This is a genomic window from Halomonas sp. MCCC 1A11062 (assembly GCF_021404355.1).
GTDB classification, from domain to species: Bacteria; Pseudomonadota; Gammaproteobacteria; order Pseudomonadales; family Halomonadaceae; genus Halomonas; species Halomonas aerodenitrificans.
Genome location: NZ_JABFTW010000008.1, coordinates 49,575 through 72,250, shown reverse-complemented (window position 1 = coordinate 72,250; position 22,676 = coordinate 49,575). Strand labels below are relative to the sequence as shown.

Below are 22,676 nucleotides of genomic sequence, written 5' to 3'. Positions count from 1 at the left end.
CTGACTCCTAGACGGGAACGGATGCCGACGTCGCGGAGTGGCCATCGTCCGAACCGGGCGGCGACGTGACGATGGACTTCAACTCCGGTGTGGGCTCGGAAAGCCTGGCGAGATCCGGCTTCGGACGCCGTGTCGCCTGTAGCGATTCGAAGGCTTGCTCGATGGCTCGGGCAGCCTGCAGCAATTGGGCGTCTCCCCTGAACTGGCCGATCACCTGCATGCCGAATGGCATGCCGGCATGGTCGAGCCCGCACGGCATCGACAGGGCCGGGTTGTTGGCCAATGTGACCACATAGGTGAGTGCCAGCCAGCGATAGTACGTGGCGAGCGGAATGCCGTCGATGCGCTCGGCATAGGCCTGCTGCCAGCTGAAGGGAGTCACTGGGGTTACCGGGGCAAGCACCACATCCACATCGGCCAACGTCCGTTGGAAGCTGCGAAAGATGCGTGTCTGTTCAGCATGCGCCCAGGCCCGGTCCGCCAGGGACATGGATGCGCCGAGCTCGTAGTTGGCCTTGACGGCCGGGGCCAGAAGTTCCGGGTTTCGCCTGTAATCGTCATGGAAAGCGGCAACGAAGCTTTCGGCACGCACGACGTCGAAGCATTGATCAGCCTCACCCAAGTCGAAATCGAGCGGACGACACTCGCCAAACAGAGGAGCAATCGCTGCCATGCGCTCGCGAAACACCTTGCGGATATCGTTATCGACGGCACAGACGCCGAAGTCTTCGGTGTAGCCGACACGCAGCGAACGCAATTGCGGCGGATCGAATGTACCGAAGGGGGCGGAATCGTTGCTCGTCGAGAGCGGGTCGCGAGAGTCGTACCCGATCATGGCGCGAAGCAGAAGGCAGAGATCGTCAACGTTGCGGGCCATGGGGCCGAGCAACGATATCGAGGACCAGCCCAGGGGGCGAGTCGCGTGCGGGACCAAATTCGGAGAGGGGCGAAAGCCCACGATGCCACACAGTGCGGCCGGAATACGCAGTGACCCGCCGGTGTCCGACCCGGTGCAGAGGGGAAGCATGTCAAGCGCGAGCGCTACCGCCGAACCGCCTGACGAGCCTCCGGCATTCAGCATGGGATTGAAGGGATTGCCGGTGGCCCCCCATACCGGGTTTCGGGTATTGGCACCGGCGCCCATCTCCGGCACGTTGGTCTTGCCGACCACGATTGCCCCGGCGCGGCGCAGCGAGGCCACCAAGGGGTGGTCGGCGGAAGGAACATGGTCCCGAAAGCGGGGAGAGCCATAGGTCGTGAGCAGGCCCTGCGTTTCCTGGAGATCCTTGATGCCGATAGGCAAGCCGTGCAGGGGACCGACGTTGTCGCCACGACGCAGCCGATGCTCCGCTTCGCGCGCCTCTGCACGGGCCCGTTCGTAGCAGGTGGCAGTGACGGCATTGACGGCCGGATTCAGGCGTTCGATCCGCTCGATACAGGAGGCCAGGAGCTCGATGGGAGACACCTCTCCCAGTCCCATCAAACGCATCAGTTCGCTGGCTGACGCGGACGTCAGGTTATCTGAAGACATGCAATACGCCCCACCTGAGCCGAGAGTCTTTTTTTTGTCATGACTCGAGCGTACGCAGCGGAGCGGGGGCAAACCAATGAAATCTTGCCGGCAGCGCATTACCAAATGGTAATGCCATGAAACGATAGCTCGCGCGCCACCGTTACAGAGGAGCGAAACGCGCCTGGCGGCTGGCCTGCTCCAGACACTCGCGAAAGAGATTGGACGTCGCGTTGGCGGACTCCTTCCTCCAGTAGCAACGGGCCTCGGAGAGCACGCCTTCCATTTGTAGTGGCAGAATGGTCAGGTCGCCCTTTCCCGCATGGTGCCGTGCCAGCCATTGGGGCATGAGACTGATGAAGGGGGAGATCCGCATGAGCTCGATATTGAGCGGGAGCGATGTGGATTCCACATGACCGGATGGAAATGCGAGCCCCGACTTGGCCAGGAAAGCATCGATGGCCTGTCGTGCCAGCGATCCCGCGGCCGGACTGATCCATGGCCAGGCGACCGCATCCTTCCATTCGATCTCCTGACGCCCGGCCAATGGATGCTGCACGCCGGCCACCAGCAGAACGGGTTCGCGTAGCAGGGTGGCCTGCTCGATACCCTCGCGGAACACAGGCTCCCATACTCGGGCGATCAACAAATCCAGCCCGCCGCTTTCCAGCATCGGCAGCAACTGATTGAAATGGCCCTCCACGACCGAGACGACGGCAGGCGGAGCGGTGATTTTCAACAACCGTATCGCCTCCGGCAGCAGGGTAGGGGCAATCGAGGTGACGACACCGACGACGACACGGCCACCGAGCCCGCGATGCACGGCATCGACATCGAATTCGGCCCGTTCGATCTGCTGCACGATCTCCCTGGCGTGAGTCGCCAGCCTCTCGCCGACAGGCGTCAAGACGATGCGATTGCCCTGTCGCTGCACGATGGGAATCTTCAGCGCTCGCTCGATCTCGCCAATCTGCTTGGAAACGGCAGGCTGAGTGACGTTCAACTCCTGAGCGACCCGGCTCACCTGTCCCATCTCGGCCAGCAGCGCAATCGTACGCAGATGTCTGAGCTTCAGGGTCTGTTTGAAGAAGCGCTTGATGTCCTGGTTGGTTTCCGGCATCTCGGTGCTCTCGACTTGGGTCACTCATCCAACGACTAATTGAAGCCAGCGAGGATCAGGCCTTGCGAGGCGACTTCGAAGTGCTTCTCCAGGGCCGCGCGAGCCGCATCGGGATCGCGTTCCATTATCGCCTGCGCGATGGCTCCATGCAGAGCCACGACCTCTTCGCGCGCGGTGCTTGACGTGCGATAGCGCCAAACGATGGTGTTGGTGTCATGCATGGCCGTGGTCAGGGACGATACCAGTACCGGAAACAGAGGATTGCGTGTCGCCTGCGCCACCGCAACATGAAAGGCAATGTCGGCCTCGGTCATGGCCTCGACTTCGTTATACGACGTCCGCATCCGCTCGACCAGGGAGAGCAGTTCTCTCGCCTCGGCCTCGCTGCGTCGACCCGCGGCCAATTCCACGGTGCGCAGCTCAATGGCGCGTCGCGCATCCAGCAGTTGTTGAGGATTGAGCTGCTCGGTGCGCAGGGCGTGAGACAAGGTGAGGGCAATGGCAGTGTCGTCGAATGCTGCCACGCGTGTACGGCGACCGGCACTCATCTCGAGGATTCGCATGGCGGCCAGCGATTTGAACGCTTCACGCACTACGGTACGGCTGACGCCAAGGGCCTCGATGAAGTAGGCCTCGCTCTGCAGCGGATCGCCTGCCATCAACCCTTGTCGATGAATGTGATCGAGAATGCTGCGCATCGCTTTATCGACCATCGTCTCGGGAGCCTCTTCGCTTCCGCGCTTCACTGTCATTCGCCATCCTCTGACTGTCGTCATGCCGGGCAGGTCGGCCGTGTTGCGATTATGATGCCACACCGCTGGGCTCCCGTCTGGTTGCATCCCTCCAACACCTGGCATATGTTAGGCACAACCTATCATATAGGTTTTCGCCATCCATGCGACGTTAGCGCTGACGTTAATTGCTCGAATGACTCTGGGAGCCTAAATACAATGAAACCCGTGATTGAAGCTCTGATCGATGCTCTAGGCGAGCAGGCCGTGTTGCATGGCGCTCGGGTCGCCGAGCGTGCCACGAGCTACTGGGACGCATCCCCGACCCAGGCACTAGCAGTGGTCAAGCCGCGTACCACCGGGGAGGTCAGCAAGGCGCTCGAGATTTGCCATCGCCACGACCAACCGGTCGTGACCCAGGGCGGACTGACGGGGTGCGTACAAGGCGCGGTTGCCTCGAACGAAGAGGTCATCGTCTCGCTGGAGCGCATGAACGCCATCGAGTCCATCGACCCGGTCGGTGGTAGTGCGACGGTCCAGGCGGGCGTCACCTTGCAGGCCCTTCAGGAGGCGGCACGGAAGCACGACTGTCTGTTCGCACTGGACCTGGGGGCACGCGGCAGCTGCACCATTGGCGGCAACGTCGCGACCAATGCCGGCGGCATCAGCGTGATGCGCTACGGCATGATGCGCAGCCAGATCCTCGGCCTGGAAGCGGTACTCGCCGACGGCACGGTGATGTCGAGCATGGACGAAGTGCTCAAGAACAATGCCGGCTACGATCTCAAGCACCTGATGATCGGCACTGAAGGTACGCTGGGGATCGTGACCCGAGTGGTAGTGCGTCTTCATCCCTTGCCGAAGAGTTGCAATACGGCTCTCGCCGCCCTGACCTCCTTCGAGGCGGTAACGCAGCTGCTGACGGATATGCAGAGAGACCTGGCTGGCACACTCAGCGCTTATGAGGTGATGTGGAACAGCTACTACCATGCGGCTACCGAGCCGGGTGGGCACCCGTCTCCACTGGGCCGGGAGTATCCGTTCTATGTTCTGCTGCAGGCAGAAGGTGCCGATGTCGAAAGAGATTCGCTGCATTTCGAACAGTTGCTCGAACGGTCTCTCGAATCTGGCGTGATCGTCGATGCCGTGATTCCAAAATCCGAGAGCGAGCGGCACGCCTTATGGGAAATCCGGGAAAACTTCGAGGCCATGCTCGCGGGGCGAACCACCTTTCTTTACGACGTGAGCCTGCCGATCAGGGCGATGGCAGGCTACGCGGAAGCCGTCAGGCAGCGGATCGTCGCGCGCTGGCCCGATGCGCGCTGCATCCAGTTCGGCCACATCGCCGACGGTAACCTGCACCTCTTCATACAGCCCGAGAGCCAGGATGCCGATCACCTGGCAAGCGACGAGGCAGTATATGCACCCTTGCTCGACGTGGGAGGATCGGTCTCGGCCGAGCACGGCATCGGCATGGAGAAGAAGGCCTGGCTTGCCCGCAGCCGGAGCGATACCGAGGTCGAACTCATGCGAAGCCTCAAGCGTGCCTGGGACCCCAAGAATCTGCTCAACCCCGGTAGAGTTTTCTCGCTGTAGTGCCTGATGTAGTGCCTGAGTTAGTTAGCGCCTGAACTCAATCGACCCGCAGCCATAGACAGTCGAGCCTGTCGCCTGGGTTGATCTGGGCATCGGCCGGCACCACCGCCAGCGCATCGGCCTTCACGCAGGAGGAGAGCACACCGGAGCCCTGATCGGGAAAGGCGTGCGCGGTGAGCTCGCCCTGCGTCATGTTCAGCGCCACCCGCATGTAGTGCCGCCGCGGTCCGGTACGGGTGGAGAAGTCGGCCCGCGCGCTCAGGGTGGGCAGCGTGGCCAGGGCGGGGCAGGCGAGCAGGGCGCCCATCAGCGGCCGCAGGAACAGCCAGGCGGCAACGAAACTGGAGACCGGGTTGCCGGGCAGGCCGACGAAGCGAACCTCACGCCCGTCACTGGCGTCGAGCCGGCCCAGCGCCAGCGGCTTGCCGGGCTTGAGCGCCAGGCGCCACAGATCGAGCCGGCCGATGTCTTCGATGGCGTTCTTGACGTGGTCTTCCTCACCGACGCTGACGCCACCGGTGGTGACGACCACTTCGGCCTGGTCCGCGGCCAGCGCCAGCATGGCCCGGGTGCCTTCGGCGTCGTCGGGCATCGAGGCGATGAAGGTGACCTCGGCGCCGAAGCGCTCCAGTAGCTCCTTCAACATGGGCCGATTGGTGTTGTAGATCTGGCCGGCTGCCAAAGGCTGGCCAGGCTCGACGATCTCGTCGCCACTGTTGAGCAGCGCGACCCGCGGCCGTCGCCGCACCGCCACCTCGACCACGCCCTGGCTGGCCAGATGCCCAAGCGCGGCGGCATCCAGCCGATGGCCGGCCTCGAGCAGCACCGCACCGGCTGCCACGTCGCTGCCGCGGTGGCGCACGTTATTGTCGGCAGGCACCTGAGCCGGGATGTCGGCGGCGTCGCCGACGACCTCGACCTGCTCCTGCATCACCACGCAGTCGGCGCCTTGCGGCAGCTCGGCCCCGGTGAAGATGCGCGCGCAGGTGCCCCGCATGAGCGGCTGCGGCGAGACACCGGCGGCAATCCGCTGGACGATCGGCAAGCGCTGACCGGCATCTGCATGGTGCAGGGCATAGCCGTCCATGGCGCTGTTGTGAAACGGGGGCACGTCGAGCCGGGCGACGACCTCGTCGGCCAGCACCCGACGGCTGGCCTGGGCACAGTCGACGATTTCCGCATCGACGGCGACGACACCCTCGAGCAGGGCAGCCAGGGCCGCCTCGACGGATTGCAGTTCAGACATGCTGGCCTCGTTCGGGAATGACCAGATTGGCGAAATTGCACGGCTTGTGGCGGCTGTCGAGCTGCTCGGCGAGCAACCCGTCCCAGGCAGTGCGACAAGCCCCGCTGGAGCCTGGCAGGCAGAAGATCACCGTGGCATTGGCCAGGCCACCGAGACAGCGGCTCTGGATGGTCGAGCTGCCGACCTCCTGCCAGGAGAGCTGACGAAACTGCTCGCCGAACCCCTCGATACGCTTGTCCAGCAGCACCGATACCGCCTCGGGGGTGGAGTCGCGGCCGGTAAAGCCGGTGCCCCCGGTGGTCAGGATCACCTGAACTTCGGGGTCGGCGATCCACTCCGATACCACCGCGCGGATGCGGTAGACGTCATCGATGACGATGCGGCGCTCGGCCAGCCGGTGCCCGGCTTCGGTCAAACGCTCGGCGAGCAGGGCGCCGCTGCGGTCGCTGTTGAAGTCGCGGGTATCGGAAATGGTCAGTACCGCTACGTTGAGCGGGATCATCGCCTCACTCATGCCTGCGACTCCTGCTTGCGGGCCTGGCGCTCTTCGAAGGCGGCCAGCTGTTCCGGCGTGGCCTTGAGCTGATACTTGGCCTTCCACTCCTCGTAGGGCATGCCATAGACGTAGTCGCGGGCCGTTTCGTAGTCGAGCTCGGCCCCTTGTTCGTCGGCGGCGGCCACCAGCCACTTCGACAGGCAGTTGCGGCAGAAGTCGGCGAGAATCATCAGATCGATGTTCTGCACGTCCTTGTTGGCGTCCAGATGCCGGAGCAGGCGGCGGAAAGCGGCGGCCTCGAGCTGAGTGCGGGTGGCGTCGTCGAGATGCTGCATACGTTAGCTCCTGTTGAAATCGCCTCAGGATAGCAAAACTGCTGCGCCGGTGGGCTCAAACGGCATCACCGCGGGTGCAGACCGACAGCACTACGGCATCCTCTTCACTCACCGAGACCAGGGCGTGGCCCATGTCGCTGTCGAAATAGATGCTGTCGCCGCGGGAGAGCTGCAGCGGCTCGTAGAATTCGGTATAGAGGAGAATCTCGCCCTCCAGCACCATCAGGAACTCCTCCCCGTCGTGACGCACCCACTCGCTGAACTCTTCGAAGCTGCGTGCCCGCACGATGGTCTTGAAGGGGATCATGCGCTTCTGGGCCAGCTCGCAGCTGAGCAGCTCATGCTCGTAGGTGGGGGTCGGGTGGCGCTCGCCTTCGCCCTGACGGGTCAGGTCGCGGCGTCCCATGGTGCGTGTCTGCACCTTGGGTGGGGTAAGCAGCTGGGGAAGATCGATGCCCAGACCGTTGATGAGTTTCTGTACCGCGGTGAACGTCGGCGAGATCTGGTTGTTCTCGATCTTGGAAAGGGTGGAGCGGGCCAGCCCCGTGCGCTGACTGACATCCTCCAGCGTCCACTGGTTGGACAGGCGAATTTCCTTGAGTCGTTCACCCAGGCGCAGGGGCTCGACGAACGGCTTGCGTCCCGAGGCGATGCGCAGTGCAGCCTGCTGATCGGTATTGGCGGGCATGGATCGGTTCACTATTGGAAACAGAGTTTCTCAAAGCGTACCACAGAAGGGACGGCGTGCCTCGCACCAACACGCCCCTGGTTTGCCTGGCGCCGACGCCTCACTGCTCGAAGGGAAGCCCCAGCAGCGCCTTGACGTGCGCCTCTACGCTGCGCCCCAGAGAATCCAGATCGTAGCCGCCCTCGAGCACCGAGACCAGGCGGTTGTCGGCGTACAGCGCGGCGATGTCCAGCGCCAGCCGGGTGATCCAGTAGTAGTCCTCGTCTTCCAGGCAGAGCTCGGCCAGGGGGTCTTCGCGATGCGCGTCGAAGCCGGCCGAGACGAGTACCAGCTCGGGCTTGAAGGCATGCAGCGCCGGCAGCCAATCGTCCTCGATCGCCTTGCGGAAGGCCGCACTGTCGGTACCGGCCTCGAGGGGGGTGTTGACCACGTTCTGCCACTCGCTACGCAGGTAGCGCCAGGGATAGAAGGGGTACTGGAAACTGGTGCAGATCAGGATGTCGGGGTCATCCTTGAAGATGTCGATGGTGCCGTTGCACTGGTGCACGTCGAAATCGAGTATCGCGATACGGCGTACGCCGTGGCGAGCACGCGCATGGGCGGCGCCGACCGCGACGTTGTTGTAGAAGCAGAAGCCCATGGCGTCGGTGGCCTCGGCATGGTGGCCGGGCGGGCGGACGGCGCAGAAGACGTTGTCGGCCTGGCCGCGATAGACCTGATCGACCCCGCGGATCACCGCCCCAGCGGCCACCCGGGCGGCGCTCAGGCTGTCGGGGTTCATCAGAGTATCGCTGTCCAGCGTGACGATACCCGTTTCGGGAACGCACTTGTCCAGGGCGCGAAGGTGGCGCAGCGGATGGACCCTGGCCAGCTCCTCTTCGCTGGCCGGGCGCGCTTCCGACTGCATGGTCTGCTGCAACAGGCCGCTGAGGGCGAGGCGGGCGCGAATGGCCTCGAGACGCAGGGGGCTTTCGGGGTGCTCCGGGCCCATATGGTGAAGGTCGCAGTCGGGATGCGAAATGAACGACGTGATCATATGAACTCCAGAGTGACTGAAGTCACCTTAATGCGCCCAAGCCCTTGCACAACAGTGTCAATAAGTCGTACACAGGGAAGCATCTTTCCGTTCTGGTGGAGGCGACGTCTTGAGTACCCGGTTCCTGCGCCACTTCTTCGAACCTCGCACCATTGCGGTGATCGGCGCTTCGGAAAAGCCTCATTCGATCGGCGGCATCGTGATCCGGAACCTGCAGGAAGCGGGCTTTCCCGGCACGCTGTGGGCGGTCAACCGCAGGGGCTATGAGTCGGTCTTCGGCCAGCCCTGCGTTTCACGCATCGCCGAGCTGCCCGAAACGCCGGATCTGGCAGTGGTCTGCACGCCGGCCGACACTCTGCCCAAGGTGATATCGCGGCTGGGCCGGATCGGCGTCAAGGCGGCGCTGGTGCTGTCGGGCGGGGCCCATCTGGACGAAACCGAAGGGGACAAGGGCTCGATTCGCGAGCGCATGCTCACGGCGGCGCGCGAATCGGGTATCCGTGTGCTCGGCCCTGAGTGCATGGGGCTGATCGTGCCGGGTCGCCGTATCAACGCCTCCTATGCCAGTCAGCCGGTCAAGGCTGGCAAGGTCGCCTATCTCGGGCAGTCGGGCATGCTCGGCAACGCCATGATCGATTGGGCGGCAGGGCGTGGCATCGGCTTCTCGCACCTGATCACGGTGGGCGACAGCGTCGACGTCATGCTTCCCGACCTGATCGACTACATCAACCAGTTCGCCCCGACCCAGGCCATCCTGCTGCACCTCGAGCGCATCCAGGACTCGCAGCACTTCATGACCGCCCTGCGCGATGCCTCACGCAATCGCCTGGTGCTGGCGATCAAGAGCGGACGCACGCCCCAGTCCGACCTTTCCGGCATGCCGCCCACGCCGGGCATCGCCAACCGCGACGTGGTATTCGATGCCGCCTTGGCGCGCGCCGGGGTGGTGCGGGTCAACGACTCCGACGAGCTGTTCGATGCGCTGATGACGCTGTCGCAGATGCGGCCGCTCAAGGGCGACCGCCTGGCCATCGTCTCCAACGGCCTGGGGCCCGCCATGCTCGCCATCGACAAGCTGATCAGCGCCGGTGGCACCCTGGCCAGCTTCAGCCAGGAGACCCGCACGGCGCTGCGCAAGGGCGACTTCGACATGAGCAAACCCGGCGAGAATCCGGTGGATCTGGGCGGCAACGCCACGCCGGAACGCTTCGTCGACGCCCTGGAGATCGTCGCCGCCGACCCAGGGGTCGATGCGGTGCTGGTGGTGCATGCCCCCACTCGCCTGGCGCCGTCGAAGGTCACTGCCCAGGCGCTGATCGCCAATCGCAAGCGCTTCAAGCGCAACCTGCTGACCAGTTGGATGGGACTCGAAGGCGCCCTCTATGCACGCCACGAGTGCAGCCTGGCGGGCATACCGACCTACGTCTCGCCGGAGAAAGCGGTCAAGGCCTTCATGCACATGGTCGACTACCAGCGTGTGCAGGCGCTGCTGCAGGAAACCCCACCCAGCCTGCCGTTCAGCACCACGCCCGACATTCGTGCCCGCTGCCGCACCCTGATCGAACAGGCCAGGTCAGAGGGGCGCGAGATGCTGTCTCACTCCGAAACCGCCCAGGTACTGGAGGCCTACGGTATCCCCGTGGCCTCGAGCCGCTACGTGCACACGCCCGAGGAAGCCGCAGCCGCGGCTCGGGATCTCGAAGGGCCTTGGGCGCTCAAGGTAGTACACGACGGCAACTGCCGGCCGTTTCGCTATCGCAAGCATCCCCACCGCATCTCGGCGGGACTGCTGCAGGATCTCGACGACCCGCAGCAGGTGGCCGAGGGCCTCACCCGGCTGGGACACAAGGTGCACGAGAAATTCCCCCCGGTGAAGATTCGCGAGTACTGCCTGCAGTCCATGCAGCGGGGCAAGCAGTCGATGCAGATCTGTGCCGGCATCACCCGCGACCCGGTGTTCGGTCCGCTCATCGTGTTCGGCATCGGCGGCTACAAGGTCAACATCCTGGCCGACCGGCAGGTAGCACTGCCACCGCTGAACATGACGCTGGCGGCGGACGTGGTCGGACGCACCCATGCCGCGCGCCTGATCCGCGAGCACTCCAGCGAACCCGAACGCGATCTTCAGCGGCTATGCCAGCTACTGGTCAAGCTATCGCAGATGGCCTCGGACCTGCTCGAACTGCGTGGGCTCGAGCTCAACCCGCTGCTGCTCAACCGCGATGGGGTGGTGGCGGTGGATTTCGCCCTCGATCTCGGCTCACCGGCACGCTTCGCGATCATGCCTTACCCGGAAGAGCTGCGGGAATGGGTGACGCTGAACAACGGCATGCGGGTCGAGGTGCGCCCCATTCGCGCCGAGGATGCACCCCTGATCACCAGCTTCCACAGTCAGCTCTCCGAGGAGAGCATTCGCTTTCGCTACTTTCACAACAAGTCCGATCTCAGCCAGCGCGACCTGTCGATCCTGTCGCACATCAACTACGACCGTCAGATGGCGTTCATTGCCGAACATCAGAAGGAGGACGGCAGCAAGGAGATGCTGGGGGTGGTCCGGGTGTGGAACGACCCGGACAACATTCGCACCGAGTTCTCGATCATCGTGCGCGACGACATGGCCGGGCAGGGGCTCGGCAGCCTGCTGATGCGCAAGATGATCGGCTACTGCAAGAGCGTCGGCACGCTGGAGATGATCGGCAAGATAATGGTCGACAATCACCCCATGCGAGCCCTGATGAAGTACCTGGGCTTCCGCTGCCGTTACAACATGGAGGAACAGGTGGTGGACGCCGTGCTGCGGCTCAACGAGCCGGAGAGCGAATGGCAGAGGCTGCGTCTGGAAAGCCTGCCCGACTAAGGCGCTGCCTGAACCTGCCTACCTGAAAACGGAAAGCCCTGACATGAAATCAGGGCTTCCTGGCGGTCAGCTCACGGGGCGAGACGGAAGGAGCGCCAGCTCTCGTCGCGGTACTCGTAGCGGATGCGGTCGTGCAGCCGGCTCGGCTGCCCCTGCCAGAATTCAATCATGTCCGGCACCACGCGGTAACCGCCCCAGTGCACCGGGCGCGGAATGTCCTGACCTTCGTAGGCCTGCTCGAAACGGTGCTGACGCTCTTCGATCCAGTGCCGGTCGGGAATCACCACGCTCTGGGTGGCGACCCAGGCACCCAGCTGACTGGCGCGCGGCCTGCTGTTGAAGTAGGCATCCGACTCATCCTCGGCTACCAGTTCCACCCGGCCCTCGACGCGAATTTGCCGGCCCAGCGAGGGCCACCAGAACACCAGTGCGGCATGCGGCACGTTGGCCAGCTCGCTACCCTTGTGGCTGTGATAGTTGGTGTAGAAGACCAGACCGCGCTCATCGGAGCCCTTCAGCAGCACGATGCGCGCATGGGGCAGGCCCTGGCTGTCCACGGTGGCCAGGGTCATCACGTTGCCGTCCTCGCCTTCGCTGTCGAGCGCCAGCGTCAGCCACTCGTCGAACAGCACCATGGGCTCGGCGGGCACCATGCTTTCCTCGAGCCTGCCGCCCTCGTAATCGCGCCGGATATCGGCAATGTTGCGTGTCATGGCGTACTCCTCGTCCTTTTTCTCAATGGTGGCCGCTGTGCGAGAGCAGCACAACACCTGCGCTTTGACCGTCGTCACGGATTCCATTCACTGCAGCGGAGCAGCATAGGCGAAGGTCACTCACCGCGCTGCGCTTTCATCTGCCGGCTGCGAAAGCGGGCGTAGAACATGCAGCCGGTGAACAGCCCCAGCGCCGCGAGTGCTTCGGCGATACCCAGCAGCCCCTGACCGGGAAGCGTGGCCACCATGACCCCCTGAACGAAGTAGAGCAGGCTGACGAAGGCGAGCCAGACATGCCCACGGGGGCGCTTGGCGACGATCGAAGGCAGGAACAGGATCAGCGGTAGGCCGCGGATCAGGATGGGCGTCAGCGGGTTGGCGCCGGCTTCCATGGCCAGGCCGCTCCAGGCCAGCAGCGCCAGGAGAACGACATAGCTGACGAGCACCGCCTGACGGCTGCGCTCGGTGAGGAAGTCCAGCCCATGACGCGCCTCGAGCCCCTCGACCCAGCGCCTCATGAGCCTTCCCTCAGGCCATCGAGCGCCAGCGCCAAACGAGCCAGCCGCTTGCCCTGAGCGCGCACCAGCCGGCGCTCGGCATCCGTCAGAGGCTGATCGCTGCGCTGCCCGGCCACATGGCTGGCCCCGTAGGGTGTGCCGCCCGCGGTGGTGGTCATCAGGTCGGTCTCGCTGTAGGGCAGGCCGGCATAGACCATGCCGTGGTGCAGCAAGGGCAGCAGCATGGAGACCAGCGTGGTTTCCTGGCCGCCGTGCAGGCTTGAGGTAGAGGTGAAGGCAGTGGCCGGCTTGTCCACCAGGGCACCGTTGAGCCACAGCGCACTGGTCGAGTCGATGAAATGCTTGAGCGGCGCGGCCATGTTGCCGAAGCGGGTCGGGCTGCCCAGCGCCAGGCCGGCGCAATGACGCAGGTCGTCCAGTTCGGCATAGATGGCACCCTCGGCGGGAATCTCCGGGTCGACTGCCTCACAGGTGGGCGAAACCGGCGGCACGGTGCGCAGCCGGGCCTCGATGCCGGAGCAGGACTCCACGCCGGCGGCCAGTTGCTCGGCCATGCTGCGCGTGGCGCCGTGGCGGGAATAATAGAGAATCAGCACATAGGGCAGGGAGTCGCGCATCGTGGCTCCAGAAGCAGAGGAAAAGGTCAATCGCGGGTGTGAAGCAGGGCCAGCACGTCTTCGGGCGGGCGGCCGATGACGGCACGCTTGCCGTCGTCGGCAATCGGCCGTTCCAACAGCCTGGGAAAGCGCACCAGCGCGCTTATCACCTGCTCCTGATCCTGCAGGTCGGTATCTTCGACTTCCTTCCACTCCGCTTCCTTGGTGCGCACCAGAGCCTCGCCGTCGGCGTCCAGGCGCGACATGAGGTCACGCAGCTCCTCTTCGCTGAGCGGCTCGTCGAGGTAGCGACGCACCCTGACCTCGGCGCCGCGCTCCTCGAGCAGCGCCAGCGCCTGTCGCGACTTGGAGCAGCGGGGGTTGTGGTAGAGCGTAATGGCCATGCGAGACTCCTCGATCCATGAAAGCTGGTCCGTATTGTAGAAGGGGCGTCGTGTCGTCCACAACCGTGATGCTCGGGAATCTCCGCGCCGATCAGTCGGTTGCATTGGCCTCGCGGGCTTGTGAAGGGGGTCGTGACGCCTCGTCGAGGCGACGATAGACCCATGCCATGCGGCCATCCGCAAGACGCATGGGGACGCGCTGATAGCGAATGCCCAGCCGCTCGTAGCGGTCCAAGCGCTCCAGCTCGTCCTCATCGACCACTACCAGTTCCCCCAGCACCCGCTCGTCGTGCGCTTCGACCAGATCGAGGCGCTCGCGGCGAAAGCCTTCGAGCACGGCCGTCTCGGTCTCTCCCGCGCGGCCCATGACCACCCAGCGCAGCGGGGCAAAACGCAGCGTACCGTAGACGAACACGGCGTGCTCGCCGGCCTCGATCTCAGGCAGATGAGCGGGGCGATCGTAGGTGTAAGGACTCAACATAGTGAGCCATAGCCAGCCGGCCAGGGCGAGCAGGCCCAACAGCATGGCGAGAACGTAATGACGCAGGCGCATGTCGTCTCCCTATGACATGTGAAAACACATCCTGCCACGACGAGAGGGCGGTTGTCCGGTTCTCCGCCGCCAGTGGGCTCTGTTAGGATGCAAGTCGAGGCTCGATCACAGCGGAGGTTGCCCATGACGCACTCAGCACACGAGGATCAGGACTTCAGGGCACTGGTGGGGGATGTGAAGCCACTGCGCAGGAGCGCCAATCGAGCCGATCCGGGCCCACGCCGCAGCCGGCCCAGCGAGGCACAGCTGGCTCGCCGCGAGAGCGCCCAGGCAGAGCTCGGGGAGAACAATTTCCTGTCGGACGACTTCGTCGAGCTGGTGCCGCCGTTCGATCCCCTGGCCTTTCGCCGCGACGGCATCCAGCAGGGCGTCGTGGATCGTCTGCGACACGGCGGCTATCCCGCCCAGTCACGCCTGCATCTGCTGCGCCGCCCGCTGGCGGAGTGCCGCCGGATGCTGCCGCCCTTCATTCGCGAAGCCTATGCCCACGATCTACGCTCGCTGCTGATCGTGCATGGCCGTGGGCAGGAGATCGACAGCCCTGCCAACGTGCTGCGTTCCTACCTGGCCAAGTGGCTGGTGCAGTTCGACGAGGTGCAGGCATTCGCTTCCGCCCAGCAGGCCGACGGCGGCCTGGGAGCGACCTGGGTGATGCTGCGCAAGAGCGAGCGGGCGAGGGCGGACAACCGCGAGCGTCAGCAGAAGCGCCGCGGCTGATCGCAAGGTCGATTTCTCATTTACCAACGACGACGAAAGCCGGCTCAAGGCCGGCTTTCGTTCTGGATGGCGCGATAGGGCTTTGCGTTAGGGGGATCCGTGCGCGGGGCTAGGCCAGCGCCGGCTCCGCCCGCTTGACGACTTCGCGCATGCGCTGGCGGAACAGCGGCTCGCTCACGTCGACGGCCGGCTGATAGGCACGGCTGAAGGTGTTCAACGCGTTCAGCGCGTCTTCCAGCCACTGATCTTCACGCAGCGACAGCGCGTTGAAACCGCAGCGGGTGAGGAAGAAGGCCTGATCGACCAGCACGTCGCCAATGGCGCGAATCTCGCCATCGAAGCCGTAGCGCTCGCGCAGCAGGCGCGCCAGGCTGTAGCCGCGGCCATCGGTGAACTTGGGGAAGTCGATGGCAATCAGCGGGGCGGCTGCCAGCTGTTCGGCCAGCTCCGGCGTCAGCTCGGTGTCGCTGGACAACCACGGCGCCAGCTCACGGCTGCCTTCCAGCGCCTGCCAGCGTGCCAGAGGCACGATGGCGGGGGTGGCAGCCGGAAGCTCCGCTTCGGCGTCGCGAATCAGCGCCCAGCGGTCGTCGGCCGGCTTGCCGTCACGGATGAAAGGGCGCTGGGTGGCGTTCTGATCAGGCATAGACCCGCTCCTTGAATGGCTTGAGGCCGATACGGCGATACGTTTCGATGAAGGTCTCGCCTTCGGCACGCTCGCCGACGTAGACCTGCAGCACCTTGTCGATGACGTCGGGCACGCTCTCGCGGTCGAACGAGGGGCCGAGAATCTTGCCCAGCGAGGAGTCGTTGCCCTGGGCTCCGCCGAGGGAGATCTGGTACCACTCCTCACCCTTCTTGTCGACGCCGAGAATGCCGATGTGGCCCACGTGGTGGTGACCGCAGGCATTCATGCAGCCGGAAATGTTGAGATCCAGCGGCCCCAGGTCATAGAGGTAGTCGATGTCCTCGAAGCGCTCCTGAATCGCCTGAGCCACCGGGATCGACTTGGCATTGGCCAGGGCGCAGTAATCGCCGCCGGGGCAGCAGATCAGGTCGGCCAGGGTGCCCACGGTGGGGTTGGCCAGGCCCAGCTCTTCCAGGCGATGCCAGAGTTCCTCGAGGCGGTCCACCGCCACGTCGGCCAGCACCAGGTTCTGCTCGTGGGTGACACGGATCTCGCCGTAGCTGAACTCGTCGGCCAGATCGGCCACCTGGTGCATCTGCTCCCAGGTCAGGTCGCCCGGAGAATGGTTCTTGCGCTTGAGCGAGAGGGTGACGGCCTTGTAGCCCGGCACCTTGTGGCCGTGCACGTTGTTGGTGACGAAACGCGCAAAGGCGCGATTCTCGCCGCGCAGGCGCTCGAACTCGGCAATCGCCTCTTCACCGATGGCGCGGCGCTCCGGGTCGACGAAGTGAGACTGCATCGCCTCGACGGCTTCGCGGGTCAGCGTCTGGGGGCCATCCTTGAGATGCGCCCACTCGGCGTCGACCCGGCGACGGAATTCCTCGACGCCCAGCGCCTTGACCAGGATCTTGATGCGCGCCTTGAACTTGTTGTCGCGGCGGCCGAACTGGTTGTAGACGCGAACCAGCGCCTCGAGATAGGTCAGCAGGTGCTGCCAGGGCAGGTCGTCACGCACTACCTCGCCGATCATCGGCGTGCGGCCGAGACCACCACCGGCCAGCACCTTGACCCGCACCTCGCCTTTGTCGTCGCGCCACAGGCGCAGGCCGACGTCGTGCACCTGGATGGCGGCGCGATCCTCGGCGGCACCGGTCACGGCGATCTTGAACTTGCGCGGCAGGTAGGTGAACTCGGGGTGGAACGTCGACCACTGACGAATCAGCTCGCACCAGGGCCGCGGATCGACTTCCTCGTCCTCGGAGATGCCGGCGAACTGATCGGTGGAGGTGTTGCGAATATCGTTGCCGCTGGTCTGGATGCCGTGCATCTGCACGCTGGCCAGTTCGGCCAGCATGTCGGGCACGGTTTCCAGCTTCGGCCAGTTCAGCTGCAGATTGGTACGGGTAGTGAAGTGACCGTAGCCGCGATCGTAGTCACGTGCCAGATCGCCCAGCTTGCGCAGCTGATAGGAGGCCAGCATGCCGTAGGGGATGGCGATACGCAGCATGGGCGCGTAGCGCTGAACATAGAGGCCGTTCTGCACGCGCAGCGGCAAGAATTCTTCGTCGCTGATCCGTCCGGCCAGATAGCGGTTCATCTGGTCGCGAAACTGAGCGACGCGTTCATTGACCAGAGTCTGATCATGGGTGTCGTAGCGATACATTCAGCCGGTCCTGCTGCAGGGGAAATGGCGGAGCGTCAGGGGGCACCTTAACGCCCCTGGCATATTCTTTGAAAGAATAAATATTCATATTTTTTATACGTAAAGACATATAAAGGTCAAGTCACCTCTCTATCACCTCTCTATCACCTCTCTGTCAGATCTCCAGCCGCAGCCACTGCCGCCGCTGCCAGATCGTCACGAACCATAGCGAGTTGAGACAGCGATAGCCAAGCTGCACCCACCAGATGCCCAGCAGCCCTTGCTCCATGACCACACCGACCCACCATGCCAGCGGCAGGAAGACCAGCCACTGAAGTGAGAGCGTGGTGGTCATCACGGTGCGACTGGCACCGGCACCCAGCAGGGCCTGGGCCAGCACCAGAGCGGCGCCGTCCAGCACGATCATGACCGCGGTGAGCTGCAGCGGCAAGCGAGCGAGGGCGATGAGCTCGGGGTCGCGCAGGAAGATGCCGAGGATCTGTTCCGGAAACAGCGCCATGGGCAACGCCAGGGCCGCCAGGCACAGCCAGGCGAGACGTACCACGTCCCAGCCCCAGCGATGGGCGTCGCCATGAGCCTGACGACCGAGTGACTGGCCGACCAGGCTCATGGCGGCCATGCCCAGCCCCACGCCGGGCAGGATCAACAGCAGCGAGAGGTTCACCAGCACGTGGCCAACGGCGACGCTGGCCGTGTCGATGCGCCCCAGGATCCAGAACAGCACCGCATAGCCGGCAGCGAACCACAGCTGCTGAAAGGAGTGGGGCGTGGCCAAGCGCAAAGTGGTCAGCAGCGCCGGGCGGCGGGGCACGCCCGCGAGAAAGCCGCTGGGCACGGCGTGGCGCAGGCTCAGCAGCGCCCAGAGCGCGAGGCCGACGTAGAGCGAGAGCGTGGTGCCCGCACCGGCGCCGGCGGCGCCCATGGCCGGCAGCCCCAGGTAGCCGAAGATCAGGCACACGCTGGCCGCCACGTTGACCGCGTGCATCACCAGCATGATGCGCAGATAGAAGCCGCTCTGCTCGATGCCGTTCCAGTAGCCTCGGAAGCAGAAGATCATGGCCACGGCGACGAGCGACAGCACGCGCCAGCGGAAGTACTCGACCGCGACGGCATTGACCGCGGCATCGGGGTTGATGAGGGCCATTAGGCGCGGCGCCTGCCACAGGCACAGCAGCGTCAACGGCAGCGAGACGAGCAGGGCGATGGCCAGCCCGGCATTGAGCGGCCTGGCCCGCAGCTGCCAGGCCTCTTCGCCATGGCGCCTGGCCGTCTGCGACTGCACGCCGGAAGAGAGCCCGAAGACCAGGGCCGTGACCAGGAACATGGCATAGCCGCCGATACCGACGCCGGCCAGCGGTACCTCGCCGAGCGAGCCGACCAGCGCCGCATCGATCAGATTGATCAGGCTCTGGGTCAGCATCGCGGCGATGATCGGCGTGGCTAGGCGCAGGATACGTCGACGGCGGATCGAATCTGGCAGCATGCTCTATCGTTGGGTTCGAGAATGCCCCGCGCCGGGGCACGGGGCATCAGGGGTCGTCGTCTCAGGCCGGATCGTAGGAGAGTACCGGCGAGAGCCAGCGCTCCAGCTCCGCCAGGCTCATACCCTTGCGCTCGGCCAGGGCCTCGACCTGGTCGCGGGTGATCTTGCCGGTGGAGAAGTACTTGGCCTGGGGATGCGAGAAGTACCACCCCGACACCGCGGCAGCCGGCCACATGGCGAAGTTCTCGGTCAACTCGATGCCGGCGTTCTCGGTGGCATCGAGCAGCTGGAACAGGGTGCGCTTCTCGGTGTGGTCGGGGCAGGCGGGGTAACCCGGCGCCGGCCGGATGCCCTGGTACTTCTCGGCAATCAGGGCGTCGTTGTCCAGGGTCTCCTCGGGCACGTAGCCCCAGAACTCCTTGCGCACCCGCTCGTGCATGCGCTCGGCAAAGGCCTCGGCCAGACGATCGGTAAGAGCCTGCACCATGATCGCGCTGTAGTCGTCACCGGCGGCCTTGTAACGTTCGGCCAGCGCTTCCACGCCGTGGCCGGTGGTCACGGCAAAGCCGCCGACCCAATCGAGCTGATCGCGCTCGTTGCCGTCGGCGTCGTAACGAGGGCTGACGAAATCGGCCAGGCTGTAGCAGACGCCATCACGGTTCTTGGTGGTCTGCTGGCGGATGTGGTGCAGGCGGGCGATCACCTCGCTGCGCGACTCGTCCGCATATACCTCTATGATGTCGTCGTCGACGCTGTTGGCCGGCCACAGACCGATCACCCCGCGCGCCTCGACGTGCTTGCCGTCGATCAGCTTGCGCAGCATCTGCTGGGCATCGGCGAACAGGTTGCGGGCGGCTTCGCCAACCACCACGTCGTCGAGAATTTTCGGGTACTTGCCCGCCAGCTCCCAGCTCATGAAGAAGGGTGTCCAGTCGATGCGCTCGACCAGCTCCTCGATGTCGTAGCCGTCGAATACCTTGAGCCCGATGATGGCGGGCCGGGGCGGCGTGTAGCTGTCCCAGTCGATGGGCAGCTTGCGCTGGCGGGCCTCGGCGTAGCTCAGGTCCGCCGCCTTGGGGCGGCGCTTGGCGTTACGCTCGCGCACCTGCTCGTACTCCGCCTTGATCTCGGCCACATAGGCGGGCTTGAGCGTGGGGGAGAGCAGCTTGCCGGCAACGCCCACCGCCCGCGAGGCGTCGGTCACGTAGATGACCGGTTCGTCGTACTGCGGTTCGACCTTCACCGCGGTGTGGGCCTTGGAAGTGGTGGCACCACCGATCAGCAGCGGCAGCTTGAAGCCCTGGCGCTTCATCTCCTTGGCCACGTGGACCATCTCGTCCAGCGAGGGCGTGATCAGCCCCGAGAGGCCGATGATGTCGGCATTGACCTCGCGGGCCGTCTGCAGAATCTTTTCCGCCGGCACCATCACGCCCAGGTCGACCACATCGTAGTTGTTGCACTGCAGGACCACGCCGACGATGTTCTTGCCGATGTCGTGCACGTCGCCCTTCACCGTGGCCATGACGATCTTGCCCTTGGCCTGAGTGCCTTCGCTCTTCTCCGCCTCGATGAAGGGGATGAGGTAGGCCACCGCCTGCTTCATGACCCGCGCCGACTTGACCACCTGGGGCAGGAACATCTTGCCGGCGCCGAACAGGTCGCCGACCACGTTCATGCCATCCATCAGCGGTCCTTCGATCACTTCGATGGGGCGCGCGGCGCGCTGCCGGGCCAACTCAGTGTCCTCTTCGATGAATGCGGTGATGCCCTTGACCAGGGCATGCTCGATACGCTTCTCCACCGGCCAGGAGCGCCACTCCAGGTCCTCTTTCTTCGCCGCGCCGCTGCCGTCGCCCTTGTACTTATCGGCCAGATCGACCAGGCGTTCGGTACCATCGCTGCGACGGTTGAGCACCACATCCTCGACCGCCTCGCGCAGCTCCGCCGACAGGTCGTCGTAGACCGCCAACTGGCCGGCGTTGACGATGCCCATGGTCAGACCGGCACGGATGGCGTGGTAGAGGAACACCGAGTGAATCGCCTCGCGCACCGGATCGTTGCCGCGGAAGGAGAACGAAACGTTGGAGACCCCGCCCGAGACCATGGCGTGGGGCAGGTGCTCGCGGATCCAGCGGGTGGCCTCGATGAAGTCGACGGCGTAGTTGTCGTGCTCCTCGATACCGGTGGCGATGGCGAAGATGTTGGGGTCGAAGATGATGTCTTCCGGCGGGAAGCCGACCCGTTCGACCAGCAGCTCATAGGCGCGCTGACAGATCTCGGTCTTGCGCGCGAAGGTGTCGGCCTGTCCGGTCTCGTCGAAGGCCATCACCACCACGGCGGCCCCGTAGCGGCGGCACAGCGTGGCCTGCTCGAGGAAGGCTTCCTCGCCCTCCTTGAGCGAGATGGAGTTGACCACCGCCTTGCCCTGGACGCACTTGAGGCCGGCCTCGATGATCTCCCACTTGGAGGAGTCGATCATGATCGGCACCCGGGCGATGTCGGGCTCGCCGGCGATCAGGTTGAGGAAGCGCACCATCGCCTCCTGCGACTCCAGCATGCCCTCGTCCATGTTGATGTCGATGATCTGGGCGCCGTTCTCGACCTGGTCCAGCGCCACTTCCAGGGCGGTGGTGTAATCCTCTTCGACGATCAGGCGCTTGAAGCGCGCCGAGCCGGTGACGTTGGTACGCTCGCCGACGTTGACGAACAGCGAGCCCTTCTCGATGTTGAAGGGCTCCAGCCCCGCCAGGCGGCAGGCACGCGGACGCTCGGGCACCTTGCGCGGCGCCATGCCCTGGATGGCGGCATGAATCGCGGCGATGTGCTCGGGCGTCGAGCCGCAGCAACCGCCGATGATGTTGACCAGGCCGCTCGAGGCGAACTCGGCGACGATGGCCGCCATCTCTTCGGGGGTCTGATCGTACTCGCCGAATTCGTTGGGCAACCCGGCGTTGGGGTGCGCCGAGACGAAGGTGTCGGCCTTGGTCGAGAGCTCTTCCAGGTAGGGGCGCAGCTCCTCGGCGCCCAGCGCACAGTTCAGGCCGATGGAGAGCGGCTGGGCATGGCGCACCGAGTTCCAGAACGCCTCGGTGGTCTGGCCGGAGAGGGTGCGACCGGAAGCGTCGGTGATGGTGCCGGATATCATCACCGGCAGCCGCTCGCCACGGTCGTCGAACAGCGCCTCCAGGGCGAAGATGGCCGCCTTGGCGTTGAGGGTGTCGAAGATCGTCTCGATCAGGATCAGGTCGGCGCCGCCCTCGATCAGCGCTTCGGCCGCCTCGTAGTAGTTGTCACGCAGCTGGTCGAAGGTGACGTTGCGCTTGGCCGGGTCGTTGACGTCGGGCGAGAGCGAGGCGGTGCGCGAGGTCGGCCCCAGCACCCCGGCCACGTAGCGCGGCACACCGGTCTCTGCCGCCACCGCATCGCATGCCTCGCGGGCCAGACGCGCCGATTCGCGGTTGATCTCCGGCACCAGCGCCTCCATGCCGTAATCGGCCTGGGAGAGGCGGGTGCTGTTGAAGGTGTTGGTCTCGATAATGTCGGCGCCGGCCTCGAGATAAGCGCGATGAAGGCGCGTGACGAGATCGGGGCAGGTCAGTGCCAGCAGGTCGTTGTTGCCCTTGAGTTCCGAGGGCCAGTCGCCGAATCGCTCACCGCGGAAGTCGGCTTCCTCGAGCTTGGCATTCTGTATCATGGTACCCATGCCGCCATCCAGCATGAGGATGCGCTCGCCGAGCCGTTCGGTGAGAGTGGCGGTCAGTGCAGAGGGAAGGGCGGCCATGGGTC

Annotated in this window: 20 protein-coding genes; 3 read left to right on the top strand and 17 right to left on the bottom strand. The window is 64.7% G+C overall.

Translation table 11 applies throughout. The features are described from left to right. Positions 1–7 precede the first annotated feature (7 nt). The 3 genes from HOP58_RS10670 to HOP58_RS10660 all read right to left on the bottom strand — a co-directional run bounded on the left by HOP58_RS10670 (position 8) and on the right by HOP58_RS10660 (position 3,382). On the bottom strand, positions 8–1,531 hold the full coding sequence (locus tag HOP58_RS10670) for an amidase family protein (RefSeq protein ID WP_026038140.1): 1,524 nt from the start codon (positions 1,529–1,531) through the stop codon (positions 8–10). A 142-nt stretch (positions 1,532–1,673) separates the two neighbouring features. Beyond that, positions 1,674–2,630, bottom strand: a complete 957-nt coding sequence (locus tag HOP58_RS10665; RefSeq protein ID WP_234254018.1) for a LysR family transcriptional regulator — start codon at positions 2,628–2,630, stop codon at positions 1,674–1,676. A gap of 35 nt (positions 2,631–2,665) precedes the next feature. Further along, positions 2,666–3,382, bottom strand: coding sequence for a FadR/GntR family transcriptional regulator (locus HOP58_RS10660; RefSeq protein WP_010628565.1), 717 nt, complete (start codon positions 3,380–3,382; stop codon positions 2,666–2,668). A 198-nt stretch (positions 3,383–3,580) separates the two neighbouring features. Between HOP58_RS10660 and HOP58_RS10655 the strand changes: the two genes are divergently transcribed. Next, the gene (locus HOP58_RS10655; RefSeq protein WP_234260266.1) at positions 3,581–4,957 is read left to right on the top strand and encodes an FAD-binding oxidoreductase; all 1,377 of its coding nucleotides are present in this window, start codon (positions 3,581–3,583) and stop codon (positions 4,955–4,957) included. Positions 4,958–4,994: 37 nt separating this feature from the next. Here the strand turns inward: HOP58_RS10655 and glp are convergent, their stop codons facing one another. The 5 genes from glp to HOP58_RS10630 all read right to left on the bottom strand — a co-directional run bounded on the left by glp (position 4,995) and on the right by HOP58_RS10630 (position 8,758). Next, positions 4,995–6,203: a gephyrin-like molybdotransferase Glp gene (gene glp, locus HOP58_RS10650; protein WP_234254020.1), complete on the bottom strand. Its 1,209-nt coding sequence runs from the start codon at positions 6,201–6,203 to the stop codon at positions 4,995–4,997. Next, a complete protein-coding gene (gene moaB, locus HOP58_RS10645) occupies positions 6,196–6,717 on the bottom strand; it encodes a molybdenum cofactor biosynthesis protein B (RefSeq protein ID WP_010628568.1) in 522 nt (173 codons plus the stop codon). Before moaB ends, glp begins: the two co-directional genes overlap by 8 nt. Further along, positions 6,714–7,034 carry a DUF1244 domain-containing protein gene (locus HOP58_RS10640; RefSeq protein ID WP_010628569.1) on the bottom strand — a complete coding sequence of 107 codons (321 nt, stop codon included), beginning with the start codon at positions 7,032–7,034 and terminating at the stop codon, positions 6,714–6,716. The genes moaB and HOP58_RS10640 overlap by 4 nt, the downstream gene beginning before the upstream one ends. A gap of 55 nt (positions 7,035–7,089) precedes the next feature. Next, positions 7,090–7,722, bottom strand: a complete 633-nt coding sequence (locus HOP58_RS10635; protein WP_010628570.1) for an XRE family transcriptional regulator — start codon at positions 7,720–7,722, stop codon at positions 7,090–7,092. Between the two features lie 100 nt (positions 7,723–7,822). Then, entirely contained in the window at positions 7,823–8,758 is a 936-nt protein-coding gene (locus tag HOP58_RS10630) for a histone deacetylase family protein (RefSeq protein ID WP_234260265.1), read from the bottom strand. A 109-nt stretch (positions 8,759–8,867) separates the two neighbouring features. Here HOP58_RS10630 and HOP58_RS10625 point away from each other — a divergent pair, with 109 nt between their 5' ends. Then, positions 8,868–11,615 carry a bifunctional acetate--CoA ligase family protein/GNAT family N-acetyltransferase gene (locus HOP58_RS10625; RefSeq protein ID WP_010628572.1) on the top strand — a complete coding sequence of 916 codons (2,748 nt, stop codon included), beginning with the start codon at positions 8,868–8,870 and terminating at the stop codon, positions 11,613–11,615. A 71-nt stretch (positions 11,616–11,686) separates the two neighbouring features. On the opposite strand, the gene pdxH is transcribed toward HOP58_RS10625, so the two are convergent. The 5 genes from pdxH to HOP58_RS10600 all read right to left on the bottom strand — a co-directional run bounded on the left by pdxH (position 11,687) and on the right by HOP58_RS10600 (position 14,399). Next, entirely contained in the window at positions 11,687–12,328 is a 642-nt protein-coding gene (pdxH, locus tag HOP58_RS10620) for a pyridoxamine 5'-phosphate oxidase (RefSeq protein WP_234254021.1), read from the bottom strand. 116 nt (positions 12,329–12,444) lie between these two features. After that, a complete protein-coding gene (locus tag HOP58_RS10615; protein WP_010628574.1) occupies positions 12,445–12,846 on the bottom strand; it encodes a DUF2069 domain-containing protein in 402 nt (133 codons plus the stop codon). Then, entirely contained in the window at positions 12,843–13,463 is a 621-nt protein-coding gene (gene wrbA / locus HOP58_RS10610; protein ID WP_010628575.1) for an NAD(P)H:quinone oxidoreductase, read from the bottom strand. Before wrbA ends, HOP58_RS10615 begins: the two co-directional genes overlap by 4 nt. A 26-nt stretch (positions 13,464–13,489) precedes the next feature. Continuing rightward, on the bottom strand, positions 13,490–13,846 hold the full coding sequence (gene arsC / locus HOP58_RS10605) for an arsenate reductase (glutaredoxin) (RefSeq protein WP_234260264.1): 357 nt from the start codon (positions 13,844–13,846) through the stop codon (positions 13,490–13,492). 91 nt (positions 13,847–13,937) lie between these two features. Further along, entirely contained in the window at positions 13,938–14,399 is a 462-nt protein-coding gene (locus HOP58_RS10600) for a gamma-glutamylcyclotransferase family protein (protein WP_234260263.1), read from the bottom strand. A 123-nt stretch (positions 14,400–14,522) separates the two neighbouring features. Between HOP58_RS10600 and smrA the strand changes: the two genes are divergently transcribed. Next, the gene (gene smrA / locus HOP58_RS10595) at positions 14,523–15,116 is read left to right on the top strand and encodes a DNA endonuclease SmrA (RefSeq protein ID WP_234260262.1); all 594 of its coding nucleotides are present in this window, start codon (positions 14,523–14,525) and stop codon (positions 15,114–15,116) included. Positions 15,117–15,225: 109 nt separating this feature from the next. On the opposite strand, the gene HOP58_RS10590 is transcribed toward smrA, so the two are convergent. The 4 genes from HOP58_RS10590 to metH form a co-directional block, all read right to left on the bottom strand. Next, positions 15,226–15,762: a DUF934 domain-containing protein gene (locus HOP58_RS10590; RefSeq protein ID WP_234260261.1), complete on the bottom strand. Its 537-nt coding sequence runs from the start codon at positions 15,760–15,762 to the stop codon at positions 15,226–15,228. Then, on the bottom strand, positions 15,755–17,407 hold the full coding sequence (locus HOP58_RS10585; protein WP_010628580.1) for a nitrite/sulfite reductase: 1,653 nt from the start codon (positions 17,405–17,407) through the stop codon (positions 15,755–15,757). The genes HOP58_RS10590 and HOP58_RS10585 overlap by 8 nt, the downstream gene beginning before the upstream one ends. A 154-nt stretch (positions 17,408–17,561) precedes the next feature. Beyond that, positions 17,562–18,890 (bottom strand): MATE family efflux transporter, encoded by a 1,329-nt coding sequence (locus HOP58_RS10580; protein WP_234260260.1) that lies wholly within the window; start codon positions 18,888–18,890, stop codon positions 17,562–17,564. A 61-nt stretch (positions 18,891–18,951) separates the two neighbouring features. Continuing rightward, positions 18,952–22,671, bottom strand: a complete 3,720-nt coding sequence (gene metH, locus HOP58_RS10575) for a methionine synthase (RefSeq protein WP_234260259.1) — start codon at positions 22,669–22,671, stop codon at positions 18,952–18,954. Positions 22,672–22,676 lie beyond the last annotated feature (5 nt).